We start from the raw sequence: 15,581 nt of genomic DNA, 5'->3' as shown, positions 1-15,581 counted from the left end.
AGCCCCGACCGATGCGCCAAGGCATCAGGCACAAGGGCACGACAGAGAACCATTTTTTTGCCCTTCGGGGTGTTGATTGCAATGCCAATACCGAGCGGCGGGTGCCTACCCGGCTGCCGGATAAAAAAGCTAAGTCCATAAAATCAGGAGCAATAACAAATGGAAAAAGTGATCTTCAAGCGCGCCGCGTTGAGTGCTGCCGTGGTCGCGGCACTGGTCGCACCCGGCATGGCGTTCGCCGCTCAAGACATGATGAGCCCGGAATACGGCAAGTCCTACAGCGCCTTCATCGACGAAGGCAAGCTCACCGGTGGCCTGTTCTACTTCCAGCGTGAGCGTGATCGCGTCCAGGCCGGTCCGGGTCAGGATGGCAAATACCACTCCAACCTGAGCCATGCCACCACCCAGGCAGCCCTGAACTTCAACTCCGGCTATGCATGGGGTGTGGTCGGCGTCGACGTGGGCGGCTTCGGTGCCTACGACCTGGCCGTTGACGAGAGCAATGGCGTCAACGAAGAGAACGAGTTCTCCTTCTGGGGCGACAAGTGGGGTTCAGGTGGTGACGGTGTTCCCGAGAACGGCTTCAGCCTCTCCAACGCCGCCCTGAAATTCAAGTTCGGTGACGCCGTCACCGCCAAGGGTGGTTACACCCAACTCTACGTACCCGGCATCCTCGGCGTCAACTGGTCCTATCAACCCGGTACCTACCGTGGTGGCCAGATCGAAGGCACCTTCGGCGGCCTCTACCTGACCTACGCCATCGCCGACGAGTACAAGGCTCCCTGGTTCAAGAACACCACCGGCTTCTCCAAGAGCAGCCCCTATGCCAGCGATCCCTTCACCGATGCGAACAAGATCGACTACATCCACGGTCTGGCCGCTCGCTACACCTTCGAGAACGGCACTGCCGTCACCGCCGGCTTCGGTCAGTCCGAAGGCTACATGGACAGCTACCACTTCAAGCTGGCCCACAAGTTCGACGTACTGGGTGGCCTGAACACCAGCTACCAGTTCTACGGTTCCGACACCGAGAACAGCGACTATGACGGCCTGGCCTGGCAACAAGCCCTGACCGCCAGCTGGGCAGCCGGCCCCTATGGCTTCCGTCTGGAAGGCCTGTGGACCAAGGCTGAAGGGGATCTGGGCAACTACCTGCCCCGTCTGACCCGCGGCTACGGCAACTCCCAGGGCGCGAACGAAATCTGGTGGGATTCCCGCTCCGACTGGAACCACAACGACGAGAAGGCCCTGTTCTTCGGCGTGACTCGTTCCCTGGATGATCTGGTGGGTGCACCGGGCTGGGGCGTGGGTGTCTCCGGTGCCTACGGCTGGGATGCCAACAACGGCGACAAGTCCCTGGAAGGCGGCAAAGAGTGGGCAGCCAACTTCGACGTCATGTACACAGTGCAGGACGGCAAGCTGAAGGGCACCCTGTTCAAGCTGCACTACACCGACTACAACAACGAACAGGACGACAAGGGCAGCTGGTACTACCCGAACATGTTCAGCTCCGAGCATGACGTCAAGTTCCACATCATCATGCCGTTCACCATCATGTAATCAGGCATCTGACGTGACCGAAAACCGGGCCTCTGGCCCGGTTTTGTTTTTGGTGGCACCACGCTACCATGCCAGCTTCGGGCCACCTGCCGGCCGTCAATCAGGACCATGCTCATGCCCCATCCCTTCGTGCTCGTCACCGGCTGCTCCAGCGGCATCGGCCTCGCCGCCGCAAGAAAGCTCGGCGCCCGGGGCTTCACCGTCATCGCTTCCGCCCGCAAGGCCGAGGATGTGGCCCTGCTACAGCAGCAGGGTCTATTGGCGGTGCAACTGGATCTGGCGGACAGCACCAGCATAGAGCGAGGGGCGGCAGAGGCGCTGGCCCTGGCAGAAGGGCGCCTATACGGCCTCTTCAACAACGGCGCCTACGGCCAGCCCGGTGCGCTGGAAGATCTGCCCACCGAGGCGCTGCGCGAGCAGTTCGAGACCAACCTCTTTGGCTGGCATCACCTCATTCACCAGATATTGCCCCCCATGCTGGCGGCAGGCGAGGGGCGCATCGTACAGAACAGCTCGGTGCTTGGCCTGGTGGCCATGAAGTATCGTGGCGCCTACAACGCCAGCAAGTTCGCGCTGGAAGGCTATACCGACACCCTGCGCCTGGAACTCGCGGGCAGCGGCGTGCACATCAGCCTGATCGAACCCGGCCCCATCGACACCCGGTTTCGCGCCAATGCCCGGGAGGCCTTCCTGCGCCACATAGACCCGAGCGCGAGCCGCCATCAGGACGCCTATGCCCAGACACTGGCCAGGCTGGAGCGTGAAGGGGGTGCCCGGGGCTTTACCCTGCCAAGCGAGGCCTGCATCCCGCCGTTAGTGCATGCACTCACGAGCAAGCGTCCCAGGCACCGCTACCCGGTCACCTTCCCGACCAAATTGTTTACCGTGCTGCGCCGCCTGCTGCCAAGCCGCTGGCTTGACAAGCTGCTGATCAAATCCGCCTGATAAAGGGAGCCCGGACGGCAGGGGCCCTCGGCGGGCCTCCTCTTGACATGCACCTGTCTCAGCAACGATACCCGCTCAATCTCAATAGTGCTGGCCGTTGCTGTAGTAGTGACTCTTGACGATGGGCAGCACCTGCACCACCACATAGGTCTGCTCCCCCAGCACCCCTTTCAGGTGGCGGGTGATGAGGGCGGCGGCGGCATCCTGCATCTCCTGCGGTCGCTCGAACCAGACCAGCTCCACGAAGGGGAAACCGGCTTCGGGCTGGCCATCTCGTACCCACTGGCTCGGCACGCACTCCAGGGTGACGAACTCCGGCTTGCCACCGGTCAGGGCGCAGAGATCCGCCATCAGGGGGGCGCTTATCCGCTGCAGGGTGTCGACAGAAACTGCCCGAAAACGAAGGTGGGGCATGGGAAACCTCTTGGCTGTGACAAATGAAGACTTATCATAGAGCACTCATCCCGCTCACATAAGGTGCCTCATGAGATTCCATCCCACGCTGCTCTCCTTCCTGCTCTGCCTGCTGCTGCCGCTCCATGCCATGGCCGATCCGGCCTTTTACCGCATCAACAAGGGCAACGAACAGCACTGGCTGCTGGGGTCCATCCACGCGGGCAAACCCTCTCTCTATCCCCTGCCGGACCCGGTGGAGCGCGCCTGGCAGCAGAGCCGCGCCCTGGTGATGGAGGTGGACATGACCCACATCAGCCAGGAGCAGTGGCAGGAGATGGGCGCCATCACCCGGCTCGTCGACGGCAAGACCCTCAAGGATCACCTGCCCATCGACCTCTACCGTCGCACCCTCATCGCTGCGGGCCAGAACGGTCTGAACGAGAGCATGCTGGCCCCGCTGCGTCCCTGGTTTGCGGCCATTACCCTGACCCAGGCGGCCCTGGAGCGCACCGGCTATCGCGGTGAATACGGTGTCGACCAGCACTTCGCCAAGCGGGCGAACGACGGCGGCAAGCCCATCGTCGGGCTGGAGACCCTGCTGGAGCAGCTCGGCTATCTCGCGAGCGTCGGCGACAACCAGACCCTGATGCTGGAGAGCACCCTGGACGAGCTACCCGACATCCAGCAGGGGTTCGACGCCGTGATGACCGCCTGGCAGAACGGGGATCAGGACACCCTCATCAATCTGCTCAGGGAGGAGATGGCGCCGCCCAAGCTGCAAGCCTGGCTGGAACAGACCCTGCTGGCAGAGCGCAACCGCAACTGGGTCAAGAAGTGGCCCAGCCTGCCGAATGAGAGCTTTATCGTGGTAGGGGCCCTGCATCTTTACGGCGAGCACGGGCTGCTCGCCCTGCTGGAGCAGCAGGGCTGGCGCATCACGCCCCTCACCGAACCGACCCTGGAGAAGGCAAAATAGCGTCCAGTCCGGCGACCTGACGCGCCGGATGCGCGTCGGCTCACAGAATTCGCTGCCGATTAAATAACCAGAGAGGGAGTTGATCGAGATCATCCCCTCCCTCCTGAAGAGGTATCTATCATGCCTGTCACCGCCCAGTGACAGGAGTGAACGAGATGGAATTCTGGATGAACCTGATGTTCGGCAACAGCGTGGGGCTGATGTCCATGCTGGTGATTTTCGGCACCTTCCTGCTCATCAGCGCCTATGCGGTCTATTTCATCTACAAGGTGATGCACGCAGAGCCGCCCAAAGAGGGGCAATAACCAGGCTCGCTCAGACCGCCCTCCCCGGCAGGGCCGAGGCCCGCGAGCGTTGCCATTCTAAGGCCCACCAAGGCCCGCTATACTGGCTCCCTCATTTTCATGCGGGGAGCCTGCCGTGTCTCATAACGACGAACTCTCACTGTTCCTGCAGGAAGTGGCCGACGTGCGGCCCCTTCGCAGCGACCATATCGCCCCCGTTGCGGGCAACAGCCAGCCCACCGAGGCGCAACTCGCGCGCCGGGAAGCCGCCACCGCCGAACAACTCACCCTGGATCACCTCGGCACGGAAGCAGTCGAGATGCTGGACCCCCATGCCATCGTCGGCTTCAAGCGTGACGGCGTGCAGGAGGGGGTCTACAAGAAGCTGCGCCTTGGCAAATACGAGCTGCAAGGCTCCCTCGACCTGCACCACAAGACGCTCAACGAGGCCCGTATCGCCCTGGTGCAGTTCATTGCCGAATGCGAAGTGCGGGATATCCGCTGCCTGCTGATCCTGCACGGCAAGGGGGAGCGCAGCACCCCGCGTGCCCTGCTCAAGAGCCATGTCAGCGCCTGGCTGCCACAGTTGCCTTCGGTGATGGCCATGCACAGCGCCGAGCGCCGCCACGGCGGCAGCGGTGCGCTCTACGTATTGCTGCGCAAGAGCGAGCGCAAGAAGGCGGAAAACCGCGAACGGCACCAGAAGCGCCTCAGCTGACTGCCTGAGGGTGGCACCAGGGTGGATGGCAGTGCTAGCATCGGGCGGCCCCGATCATGCCAGGTACGGGGTGCATACCATCAGGGACGATAACAAGGACAATCCCATGTCATACCAGAAACTCGAACAACATCAGCAACAACTGCACCGCCTCTCCCACCTCTCCGCCATCTGCGGCTGGGATCAGGCCGCCATGATGCCGGAGGGGGGCAACGAGGCCCGCGCCGAGGCAATGGCGGAGCTCGGCGTGCTGATCCACGGCAAGCGCACCGCCCCCGAGCTTGGGGAGTGGATTGCCAAGGCAGAGAGTGAACCGCTGGACGAGCACCAGCGTGCGAACCTGCGGGAGATCAAGCGCCAGTGGCAGGATGCAAGCCTGCTGCCGGGGGCGCTGGTGGAGGCGCTGTCGCTCGCCGGCAGCAAATGCGAGCACGCCTGGCGTCGCCAGCGCAAGGAGAACGACTGGGCAGGTTTTGCCCCGAACCTCGAGGAGGTGGTGCGCTTGTCGCGGGAGGTGGCTCGCCTGCGCGCCGACGCGCTCGGGGTGCGCCCCTATGACGCCATGCTGGCGCTGTACGAGCCCGGCATGACAAGCGCGAGACTGGATCAGATCTTCGGCGATCTGACGAGCTGGTTGCCCGGTCTCATCCAGACCGTGAGCGAGCGGCAGAAGAGCGACACCCTCCTCACCCCGCAAGGCCCGTTCCCGGTTGCGACGCAGCAGGCGCTCGGCCAAGAGGTGATGGGGCTGCTCGGCTTTGATTTTGCCCACGGCAGGCTAGACGTGAGCAGCCACCCGTTCTGCGGCGGCGTGCCGACGGACGTGCGCATCACCACGCGCTACAACGAGCAGGAGTTCGTCTCCAGCCTGATGGGCATCGTCCACGAGACGGGCCACGCACGCTACGAGCAGGGCCTGCCGCGCGCACGGCTCGGCCAGCCGGTGGCCGAGGCGCGCTCCATGGGCATTCACGAGAGCCAGAGCCTGTTCTGCGAGATGCAACTCGGCCATCACCCCGCGTTCCTCACGCTGATTGCGCCGCGCATTCGCGCGCACTTCGGGGCAGAGGATGCGCTCGCACCCGCGAACCTCGAGAAGCTGTACAACAGGGTCGAGCCCGGCTTTATCCGCGTCGATGCGGACGAGGTCACCTACCCGGCCCACGTCATCCTGCGCTACGAGCTGGAGCGGGACCTGATGGAAGGGCGCATCGAGGTCGCGGACATCCCCGAGCTGTGGGACGCGAAGATGCAACAGTGGCTCGGCTTGTCCACGAAGGGCAATTACCAGAACGGCTGCATGCAGGACATCCACTGGACGGACGGCTCGTTTGGCTACTTCCCGAGCTACACGCTCGGCGCCATGTACGCGGCGCAGCTGCGCTTCGCACTCGAGCGTGAGCTCGGCGACATGGGCACGCTCGTAGAGTCCGGCCGCCTGCCGGAGATCTTTGGCTGGCTCGGTCGCCATATCTGGTCCCAGGGCAGCCTGCACGGCACGGACGAGCTCATTCGCCGCGCGACCGGTGAGGCGCTCAATCCCCAGTGGCTGCGCAAACACCTCGAACAGCGCTATCTGAAATAAGCGAGGTTGAACCCCCTCCCAGCCTCCCCCTTCACAAGGGGGAGGAGCTAACCCCGCCCCCGTTCACAGAGGGGAGCTGTTTGTCCCCTCCCCTTACGAAGGGGAGGGTTAGGGTGGGGTCCTGCCCCCCTAACCTTACAAAGGGAGGACTGGGATTCCTCGGATCGCACTATTTTTGCTATTCCTGTCCGTTTTTGGCTAGTCACCCCTCTCGCCCCCGCTTAGTCTCTGGGACATGCCCACAGCAACCCGAGCCATGCCATGACCACAGCGCCCCCGCATTCATCCCAACGGGACGAGATCATCCCGGGTCTCACCCGGGAGCAGTGCCACGCCGCACGCCTCGCGCGAGACGCGCGTTTCGATGGTCGCTTCTTCACCGGGGTGCTCTCCACCGGCATCTATTGCCGCCCCGTGTGTCCGGCGCGGGCACCGCACGAGCACAATGTGCGCTATTTTCGCTTCGCGGCGGCGGCAGAGCAGCACGGGCTGCGCCCCTGCCTGCGCTGTCGCCCCGAGCTCGCACCGGCCCAGAGCGGCGATCTGCCACCGCTCGTCGCCCAGGTGCTGGCGCGCATCGAGCGCGGCGAGCTGGCGGAGCACAGCCTGGGCTCCCTTGCAACGCAGGCCGGGATCACGGAGCGCACCCTGAGGCGCCAGTTCGAGCAACATCTCGGCGCCTCGCCGAAACAGGTGGAGCAGACGCGCCGCCTGCTGCTTGCGAAACGGCTGCTGACGGAGACGCGCCTGCCCATCACGGACGTGGCGTTTGCCGCAGGCTTTGCAAGCATTCGCCGCTTCAACGACGCCTGGCTGCAGGCGTATGGCATGACACCGGGCGCCCTGCGCAAGCAGGAAGGGGGCGCGCCGCAGGAGACGCCGCAATCTAGCCTGCAACTGCACCTGCTGTATCGCCCGCCGTTCGACGTCCAGGCCATGCTCGCGTTCTACCGGTTACGCGCCATTCCGGGGCTGGAGCGGGTGGATGAGCACGGTTACGAACGCCGTCACCGGGTCGGCGAGCAGGAGGGGATCATCCGCATCGAGCCCGTCGAGGGGGAAAGGCTCAGACTCACGGTGCGGGATCTGCCCCCGGGTGCGCTGCCGGACATCCTGTACCGCGTGCGCCGCATGTGGGATCTCGACGCCGACATGGGCCGCATCGGCGAACACCTGGGGCAGGATCCGCTGCTCGCCGGCATCCAGGGACGATGGCCCGGGGTGCGGCTGCCGGGGGGGTGGGATGAATACGAGGTGATGCTGCGCGCCATCGTCGGCCAGCAGGTGTCGGTCAAGGGTGCCATCACCATCATGGGGCGCCTGGTGGCGCGCACCCTGGCGCAGTTCGGCACCGCGCAGCTGCCCACCCCGACCCAGCTGTGCGAGCTGGATCTCGACGGCATCGGCATGCCGGGCAGCCGCATCCGCACCCTGCAAGGGCTTGCTTCGGCGCTCGCAAGCGGCGCACTCACCCTCGCCACGGCAAGCGACGAACAACTGCTCGCGCTGCCGGGCATAGGCCCCTGGACGGTCGCTTACTGGCGGCTGCGCTGCGGGCTGGACACGGATGCCTTCCCCGCCTCGGATCTCGTGCTGCAAAAGGCGCTGGGGGGCGGTGACAAGCTGCCGGTGAAAGAGGTGACAGCGCGCAGCGCCCCCTGGCAACCGTGGCGCGCCTATGCCGCGAGCTGGCTGTGGCACGCCATGAGTGAACAACCGGCGCTGCTCACCCGGCCAACACAGACACAAGACGAGGAGAAGAGCCCATGATCCGCTATGACATGATGCCCACCGACCAGGGCGAACTGCTGGTCGCCATCGACGAACGCGGCCTGGTCCATGTGGACTTCCTGGCCGGACTGCGGCCGCTGCCCGACATGCAGGACTGGCAGCAGGACGGCGAGGCGCTCGCCCCCTTCCTCGCCGAGTTTCGGGACTACTTCGCGGGCCGGTTGCAGCGCTTCACCCTGCCGCTCGCCCCCAGGGGCACGGCGTTTCAGCAAGCGGTGTGGCAGGCGCTGTGCGACATCCCCTACGGGGAGACCCGCAGCTACGGCGACATCGCCCGCGCCATCGGCAAGCCAAACGCGGTGCGGGCGGTGGGTGCCGCGAACGGTCGCAATCCGCTCTCCATCATCATCCCCTGCCACCGGGTGATCGGCCAGAATGGCAGCCTCACCGGCTATGCGGGAGGCCTGCCCATCAAGCAGGCACTGCTGACGCTGGAGAGGGCCTCTCGTTGATCCGGCGCAGCCCGGCCAGGGCTCACTGCCGCTGCGCCAGCCAGCCGTGAAACCCCAGCGCCTGAAAGAAGCGGTGCGCCGCCGCGAAACCGGCCCCTTGCAAGAGGCGGCGGGTCTGTCCCTCGTCCAGGGAGGTGAAGTCCTCTCCGAGGCGGCGCACCATCTGCTCGCAGGCAGGAAGCGGCAGACCGGCGAGGGCGGCTTGCCACCCCATCGCCTTGCGCTCAAGCGGGTCCGTTGGCGCCATCAGATCCGCCAGCAGCAGGGGAGCGCCAGGATTGAGCTGGCGATAAATATCACCCAATAGCGCGGCTTTGGCATCTTGCGCCAGAAAATGCAGCACCAGCAGACAGAGTGCACCATCGCAAGGCTTATTCACCACAGGCAATGCGCCCAGGTGCCAGCACACCCTCTCCCCCATGCCCGCCTGCTCGGCCCGCATCCTAGCCTGGGCCAGCATGTCCGCCGAGATATCCTGGGCCACAAAGGTCCAGCGGGGGCAGAGACGGCCAAGCAGCAGCAACTCGCTGCCCGTGCCCACCCCCACCAGCAGCACCCGGGCCTGCTGGCCCAGCGCGGCCATCAGCCGGGAGGCACAAAGCTGGTGCAGCAGCTCGTAGCCTGGCACCAGCAGGGGGATGCGGCTGTCATAGGCCTTCGCCCCTTCTCCTTCGAATCGCTCCGTCATCTTTTGCTCCTTTGGTGTGAGCCCCCTTGATAGGGGCTGCCGCCGGGAGAAGGTCAAGAGCCACAGGGGCGAGCCAGTTGCCAGCCCTTCCCATGAAGGGAGGGCCCTAGCCCCCCTTGCCCAGCGCCGCTTTCAGAGCCGGATTGAAGACGCGCTGGAGGGAGGCGGGGTTGTTCACCAGCTTGGCCGCCGGGCGGCGCGGGCGCCTGACCAGCTCGCCGCCACAGTTGGGGCAGGTCAGGTGCAGATACTGATCATTGCACTCGGCGCAGAAGGTGCACTCGAAGGAGCAGATGTAGGCCGTCGCCGTGTCGGCGGGCAGATCCCGGTCACAGCACTCGCAGTTGGGTCTGAGTTCAAGCATGGCAAGTTCCTGATGTACAAGGGGAAGCGGGAAAGAGAGCGGCTCAGTCGACGATAAAGAGGCGAGCGCCCAGTTCGGTATAGGAGCGATGGGGTTCGGCGTTGTCCGCCACCTGGTAGCTCATGCCCGGCGTCAGGGTGAAGACGCGACCATCCTGCAACTCGGTGTGCAGCTCCCCTTCGAGGCAGAGCAGCACATGGCCCTTGCTGCACCAGTGATCCGCCAGATACCCGGGGGAGTACTCCACCATTCGCACCCGCAGATCCCCGAACTGCCGGGTGTGCCAGCGGGCGACGCCGCGCTCTCCCTTGTGTTCGGTCGGCGGGACTTCGGCCCAGTTCGTGGTGCAAAACGGCAGTGCATTGATGTTCATGACGGATCCTTTGTCAGAAGAAGGCTGGGGGAAGGCGCCTCATCACGGGATATCCGTGACTAGGCCGCGCCCCATACTGCCATCAAATCCGCTCCAGCCCCATGCCCACACGGGTAATCATCCCCTCTTCAGGCTGCCCATCACCTGCATCTCGCAGCGGTGGCAGTCAAAGCGCAGGCGGAAACTCTCCTTGCCCATCTTGAGCTCCAGGGGCTCGGCCTTGAGACCGGGCACCTCCTTGGGGCAGAGCTGCTGGCTGTAGCGGATGCAGTGCTTCGTTGTCATCAGCACCACTTCCCGCTCCTCCTTGTTTGCCTCATACGCGGGGGCGATGCTCCCCACCCCGTGTTCGCGAAAGAACTGCTCCGCCGCGCTGTTCAGCACGTTGCCGAGGTAGGAGAGCCGATGCTGGGGATAAACGGCGCCTCGCAGGGGAATGCGCCGCTCGGGTCGCCGGTAGGCAGCCAGACGGGCCGCCTCCAGGGCGGCAATGCCGTCCCGGCGCAATCCGTTAAGCTGTGAAGCCGCAATAAACAGCGGGCGAGTGAATGCCAACTCAATCTGGCGAGCCACAAACAGGGTGTTGCCGAGTTTGCCGAGCTGATCCCTGGCCTGTTGCAGCGCCCGTTCCGGGTTGTCGGCCGACGGCTGGTCGCAGGGGAGCGTGACGGCGGCACCAATGCCCTGCTCGTCCACAAGTTCGAACCGCAGTCCCTCGTCGCACTCCGATAGCCGCATATCGACCCGGATGCGGCGATCCGCGCTCCCCTTTTCGAGCTGCTTGCTGAAGGCCTGATCGTGGTTGCGAAAGATCTCGGTGCCCACCTTGAGACCGGGCATGGGTTCCGACAGGAGTAACCGCTTGCTCTGTGCCTTCTCTTCCACTTTATTGAGGCGCATCCCCACCAGCTCGCCCCCCGGCTTGAAGAAGCCGAGGCCATCGCCGTTGTTGAGGGCAACGGCCTGGCCGTCGATCTCGATGCCATCGCGGGTCACGCTGGTGACGCGCCCGAGCGGCTCCCCGACGTATTTCGGGCTGCGCGGCGAATCGATGCCTGGCTGTCGGCCATGGAGGAAGTAGTCGGTGCTGCCCCGGTTGAAACTCTTCTTGGGATCCGGCGTAAAGGTGTAGCTGCAACGACCGGCGGAAGCGGCCACCAGATCGGGGCGGCGCTCCAGGATGGTGTCCAGCTTCTGGCGATACCAGGCGGTGACGTTCTTGACGTAGTCGAGCCCCTTGAGGCGCCCTTCAATCTTGAAGGAGCGGATCCCTGCGGCGATCAGCGCCTCCAGGTTGTCGGTCTGATCCATGTCTTTCAAGGAGAGCAGGTGGCTGTTTTCCACCAGCACCTCCCCCGCCGGCGTTTGCAGGGAACAGGGCAGTCGACAGAGCTGGGCGCACTCGCCGCGGTTCGCGCTGCGCCCGGTGCGGGCGTGGCTGATGTTGCACTGGCCGCTGTAGGAGACGCACAGGGCACCGTGGATGAAGAACTCCAGCTGCACGCTCGTGGCGGCGCTTATCTCGCGGATCTGCGCAAGGGATAGCTCGCGGGCCAGCACCACCTGGGAGAAGCCCACGTCCTGCAGAAACTTTACCTTTTCCGGGGTGCGGTTGTCGGTCTGGGTGCTGGCGTGCAGCGCGATGGGGGGCAAATCGAGCGCCAGCAGCCCCATGTCCTGCACGATCAGCGCATCGGCCCCTGCCTCGTAGATCTGATGGGTCAGGCGCCGGGCCTGCTCCAGCTCGTGGTCGTGCAGCAGGGTATTGAAGGCGACGAAGACCTGGGCGCCGAAGCGGTGGGCATGGCGCGCCAGCGCCTCAACGTCCTCGAGGCTGTTGCCCGCCGCGCTGCGGGCACCGAAGGCGGGGCCGCCCATGTAGACGGCATCGGCGCCATGGTTGATGGCCTCGATGCCATAGGCGAGGTTCTTGGCCGGGGCCAGCAACTCCAGGCGGTTGTGATGGTTCTGATCGCGCATAACGTCCGGTTCGAAGGGCTGCAAATGGCCGCCACTCTAGCCAGACTCCCCGCCCCCCGCCTTGATCCCGCTTAAGATCACCGCAGAATGCAGGATTGGCCCCCGTACAAGGACATCTGGCGGGCCCTCATCCCCCGGCCCTGAGAGAGTGCCGACTACGCAGGCACCCGACGCGGAGCTAGATCACGACCTTGAGGGCCAGCCCCAGCAGCACCAGGCCGCTCACCTTGTCGATCACGGTGGATTTGGCCTTGAGCCAGGCGAGTACGGGCCCGCGAGAGAGCACCAGGGCCACCAGCACATACCAGAGCGCATCGATGCCGCCTGCGGTCAGCATCATGATGCCCCCCTCACGCCAGCCGGTGTCGGCGTGCACGAACTGGCTGAACAGGGCGATAAAGAAGATGGCGAGCTGGGGGTTCAAGAAGGCCACCATAAAGCCCTCGAACGCCCCTTGACGTCCCCGTGGCGGGTGCCCCTCCTCCTTGCCTGCCTCCCCCCCTGCGGGCCTGGCCAGCAACGCCTTGATCCCGAGCCAGGCGAGAAACGCCGCGCCGCCGTAGCGGATGAGATCGAACAGCAAGGGGGTCTGGGTGATCAGGATGGCGAGGCCGAGGGCCGTGATCAGCGCATAGATGCCAACTCCCAGGCCGTGTCCCAGCGCCGTGGCAACCCCGTGGCCCTGCCCTCCCTGCACCGTATTGCGGATGATCAGTGCCAGGCTCGGCCCCGGGCTGATGGCCCCCATCACGCAAATGGCGGCCAGCGCCAGCCAACTCGTCAGCTCCATACCTTCTCTTCCTTCGTGTCGATTGTTGTCACCCTGGATCAGGGTAGGGGGTGGCTCGCTATGCCAGAAGTGAAAGTTATGAATAGAGTCCATAGCCAGTGGCTATAGAGTGGCACAACCCGCTGCCATCAGCGGCTCACCTGCGGCCCTCGGGCCAACTGCTTGCGACTCTCCCCCAGGGTGAATTGCAGGTGATCCCGCAGGAAGGGATAGGCCAGCTCGCGAAACCAGCGGTGAGCCGGATCCAGGTGGTGGCGCTGGTGCCACAGCAGATGATACTGCTGGACCCGGGTGGCGAAGGGGAGATCGCAAAAACTCAGGGCATGTTCCCGGGAGAGCTGCCAGGCGATATGGGCCGGGGTGGTCATCAGACAGTCTGTGCGCAGCAGCACCTCCACCGCCGCCTGGAAGAAGGGCACCCGGGCAAACCAGCGGCGGGAGAGCCCGCGGGGGGCCAGCACCTGCTCCACCGGGCTGTCCTTGTCCCCGCCCCCGCTCACCTGCAGGTGGGGCCAGGCGAGGTAATCCTCCAGGCTGAGCGCCATGCCAGAGAGCGGGTGATGGCGCCCCATCAGCACCACCAGCCTGTCCTCCCCCTGATGCAGGCCGCGGATCTGGTCCGGCACCAGCTCCGTGATGGTGGAGACCATGTCCAGCTCCGATTGCCAGAGCTGGGGCAACTGGCGCTTGTCCCACAGGCTGTACTCCAGCGCCGCCCGGGGGGCGGCCCTCGCCAGGGCCGCACAGATATCCGGCAGGATGTGCTGGGCCACGTAGTCGGAGGAGGCGAGCCGAAACACCCGCTCGCAGCGCTCGGGGGCAAATTCCGGCGCCTCGTAGAGCCGCTCCAGGGCACCGAGGGAATCGGCAAGCTGGGCCGCCAGGGCCTCGGCCCGCGGGGTCAGCAGCCAGCGCTGCCCTTCCCGCACCAGCAGCTCGTCGCCAAACTCGCTGCGAAGCTGGCCGAGCTGCTTGCTGATGGAGGGCTGGCTCAGGTTCAGCAGCTCCGCCGCCCGGCTGATGTTGCGGGTCTCCAGCAGCACCTTGAGGGTGGGCAAGAGATTGAGATTCGCTTTGTGCACAGGAGTCACCTCGGGAAGGGGTCGCCGGGATCGGGCCTTCATCTTACGGCAAGGAGAAGCGGAAATTTAAGCAAAATCACGGTCTTGCTCCCGCCACTCCCCTTACACTGGGGGGACCGCAGGATGACAGTGAACGCCCCGTGCGGCATAATTTCGCCACTTTCCGCCCCAGGGCGGCCATCACGACAAGCGACGACAAGATGACATACGCCACTATCACCGGGTGGGGAAAATGCCTGCCCCCCGCCTCGCTGACCAACGATGACCTCGGCACCATCATGGATACCTCGGACGAGTGGATCTACCCGCGCACCGGCATCAAGGCCCGCCGGGTCTCCCATGTCAGCACCCAGGCGCTCGCCACCCTGGCCGCCCGTCGCGCCCTGGCGTGCGCAGGTCTGGACGCCGCCGCCCTCGATGGCATCATCCTGGCGACCGCCACACCGGGCACGCTGGTCCCCAATGGCGCCTCCGCCGTGCAGCAGGCCCTCGGCGCCCACAAGGCGGCGGTGTTCGACCTCAACGCCGCCTGCACCGGCTTCGTCTATGCCCTCTCGGTCGCCACCTCCCTGGTGCAGACCGGCATGATGCAAAAGGTGCTGGTGATCGGTGCCGAGCGGCTGACCCAGTTGCTGGACTGGGCCAAGCGCGACACCGCCGTGCTGTTCGGGGATGGCGCAGGCGCCGTCATCATCGAGGCGAACGAGCAGGAAAGCGGCCTGATTGCCAGCAAGCTCGGTTGTGACAGCGAAGCGCGGGAGATACTGCACGTGCCGAACTTCGGTACGGATCGGGTGCGTTTCGCCGACATTGACGGCCTCTTCACCTTCAACTTCGAGGGGCAGGAGATCTTCAAGCGCGCCGTGCGCGGCATGGGCGAAGCCACCGGCACCGTACTGGCCCAGGCCGGCATCGCCCCCGAGCAGATCGACCTCATCGTGCCGCACCAGGCGAACGTGCGCATCATCGAGACCCTGGCCAAGCGGATGAACGCCCCCATGGAGAAGGTGATGGTCAACATAGAGCAGTACGGCAACACCTCCGCCGCCACCGTGCCCATCGCCCTGTGCGAGGCGCTGGAGCAGGGTCGGGTCAAGCCGAACAGCTACCTGCTGACCGCCGCCTTCGGGGCCGGGCTGACCTGGGGCGCCGCCCTCATCAAATGGGGAGATCGCGTCACCCCGATCGCGAGTTGCGACGAGGTGCTGCCCCCCTGCGAGCAGAGCGCCCTCGAACTCATCGCCCATGCGGTGCAGGGTTGCCAGCAGGCCCGCCCCGCCGACGCCTGAGCGAGCGCCCGCTCCCCATGATCCGCCAGGAGCCCGAGGCTCCTGGCTGCCAGCCCCCCTACGCCCCCTCGCCGTTTCGGCAGCGACATAAAAGTCATTGAAAAGTGTGAATTTTGAGCGAAACATATCAAAAAATGACCACTTGACACTTTTTTGTCGTCAGAATGCGGCCAAGGGGTTCACAACCTTGCCGGATCTGGTAGTATGCGGCCTCGCACTTGGGGAGGGGTTCCCGAGCGGCCAAAGGGATCAGACTGTAAATCTGACGGCTCTGCCTTCGAAGGTTCGAATCCTTCTCCCTCCACCAT

General features: G+C 64.9%; 16 protein-coding genes and 1 tRNA gene. 10 read left to right on the top strand and 7 right to left on the bottom strand.

The features are described 5' to 3' along the window. The first annotated feature begins 159 nt into the window (after positions 1–159). Positions 160–1,560, top strand: coding sequence for an OprD family outer membrane porin (locus tag AB7E19_RS00770; protein ID WP_010673291.1), 1,401 nt, complete (start codon positions 160–162; stop codon positions 1,558–1,560). 114 nt (positions 1,561–1,674) lie between these two features. Further along, positions 1,675–2,505, top strand: a complete 831-nt coding sequence (locus AB7E19_RS00765; RefSeq protein ID WP_322131842.1) for an SDR family oxidoreductase — start codon at positions 1,675–1,677, stop codon at positions 2,503–2,505. Positions 2,506–2,586: 81 nt separating this feature from the next. Here AB7E19_RS00765 and AB7E19_RS00760 read toward each other — a convergent pair whose 3' ends face one another. After that, positions 2,587–2,919: a DUF1904 family protein gene (locus AB7E19_RS00760; protein WP_041214640.1), complete on the bottom strand. Its 333-nt coding sequence runs from the start codon at positions 2,917–2,919 to the stop codon at positions 2,587–2,589. Between the two features lie 70 nt (positions 2,920–2,989). Between AB7E19_RS00760 and AB7E19_RS00755 the strand changes: the two genes are divergently transcribed. From AB7E19_RS00755 to AB7E19_RS00730, 6 genes are all read left to right on the top strand, one after another. Further along, positions 2,990–3,877, top strand: coding sequence for a TraB/GumN family protein (locus AB7E19_RS00755; protein ID WP_041211227.1), 888 nt, complete (start codon positions 2,990–2,992; stop codon positions 3,875–3,877). Between the two features lie 155 nt (positions 3,878–4,032). After that, on the top strand, positions 4,033–4,182 hold the full coding sequence (locus AB7E19_RS00750; RefSeq protein WP_010673287.1) for a DUF3149 domain-containing protein: 150 nt from the start codon (positions 4,033–4,035) through the stop codon (positions 4,180–4,182). Between the two features lie 115 nt (positions 4,183–4,297). Further along, positions 4,298–4,879, top strand: coding sequence for a DNA endonuclease SmrA (gene smrA, locus AB7E19_RS00745; protein ID WP_322131844.1), 582 nt, complete (start codon positions 4,298–4,300; stop codon positions 4,877–4,879). A gap of 106 nt (positions 4,880–4,985) precedes the next feature. Continuing rightward, positions 4,986–6,464 carry a carboxypeptidase M32 gene (locus AB7E19_RS00740; protein ID WP_201890688.1) on the top strand — a complete coding sequence of 493 codons (1,479 nt, stop codon included), beginning with the start codon at positions 4,986–4,988 and terminating at the stop codon, positions 6,462–6,464. Between the two features lie 261 nt (positions 6,465–6,725). Next, positions 6,726–8,234: an AlkA N-terminal domain-containing protein gene (locus AB7E19_RS00735; RefSeq protein ID WP_322131845.1), complete on the top strand. Its 1,509-nt coding sequence runs from the start codon at positions 6,726–6,728 to the stop codon at positions 8,232–8,234. Continuing rightward, positions 8,231–8,707, top strand: coding sequence for a methylated-DNA--[protein]-cysteine S-methyltransferase (locus tag AB7E19_RS00730; RefSeq protein WP_041211223.1), 477 nt, complete (start codon positions 8,231–8,233; stop codon positions 8,705–8,707). Before AB7E19_RS00735 ends, AB7E19_RS00730 begins: the two co-directional genes overlap by 4 nt. Before the next feature lie 22 nt (positions 8,708–8,729). Here AB7E19_RS00730 and AB7E19_RS00725 read toward each other — a convergent pair whose 3' ends face one another. From AB7E19_RS00725 to AB7E19_RS00700, 6 genes are all read right to left on the bottom strand, one after another. Next, positions 8,730–9,395, bottom strand: a complete 666-nt coding sequence (locus tag AB7E19_RS00725; protein WP_319883912.1) for a class I SAM-dependent methyltransferase — start codon at positions 9,393–9,395, stop codon at positions 8,730–8,732. 106 nt (positions 9,396–9,501) lie between these two features. Beyond that, positions 9,502–9,759, bottom strand: coding sequence for a DUF1272 domain-containing protein (locus tag AB7E19_RS00720; protein WP_010673281.1), 258 nt, complete (start codon positions 9,757–9,759; stop codon positions 9,502–9,504). A 43-nt stretch (positions 9,760–9,802) separates the two neighbouring features. Next, positions 9,803–10,132: a DHCW motif cupin fold protein gene (locus AB7E19_RS00715; RefSeq protein WP_041995799.1), complete on the bottom strand. Its 330-nt coding sequence runs from the start codon at positions 10,130–10,132 to the stop codon at positions 9,803–9,805. A 117-nt stretch (positions 10,133–10,249) separates the two neighbouring features. Beyond that, positions 10,250–12,112 carry a peptidase U32 family protein gene (locus tag AB7E19_RS00710; RefSeq protein WP_427934475.1) on the bottom strand — a complete coding sequence of 621 codons (1,863 nt, stop codon included), beginning with the start codon at positions 12,110–12,112 and terminating at the stop codon, positions 10,250–10,252. 178 nt (positions 12,113–12,290) lie between these two features. Beyond that, positions 12,291–12,902, bottom strand: coding sequence for a LysE family translocator (locus AB7E19_RS00705; RefSeq protein WP_039041052.1), 612 nt, complete (start codon positions 12,900–12,902; stop codon positions 12,291–12,293). A gap of 128 nt (positions 12,903–13,030) precedes the next feature. Then, on the bottom strand, positions 13,031–13,984 hold the full coding sequence (locus tag AB7E19_RS00700) for a LysR family transcriptional regulator (RefSeq protein ID WP_042017736.1): 954 nt from the start codon (positions 13,982–13,984) through the stop codon (positions 13,031–13,033). 200 nt (positions 13,985–14,184) lie between these two features. Here AB7E19_RS00700 and AB7E19_RS00695 point away from each other — a divergent pair, with 200 nt between their 5' ends. Both AB7E19_RS00695 and AB7E19_RS00690 read left to right on the top strand, forming a co-directional pair. Next, positions 14,185–15,273, top strand: a complete 1,089-nt coding sequence (locus AB7E19_RS00695) for a ketoacyl-ACP synthase III (protein WP_427934472.1) — start codon at positions 14,185–14,187, stop codon at positions 15,271–15,273. A 222-nt stretch (positions 15,274–15,495) separates the two neighbouring features. Further along, a tRNA-Tyr gene (locus AB7E19_RS00690) sits at positions 15,496–15,580 on the top strand. The last annotated feature ends 1 nt before the right edge of the window (position 15,581 follow it).

It is taken from the genome of Aeromonas sp., assembly GCF_050252055.1.
GTDB lineage: Bacteria > Pseudomonadota > Gammaproteobacteria > Enterobacterales > Aeromonadaceae > Aeromonas > Aeromonas caviae.
This window is presented reverse-complemented; position numbering and strand designations above follow the sequence as displayed.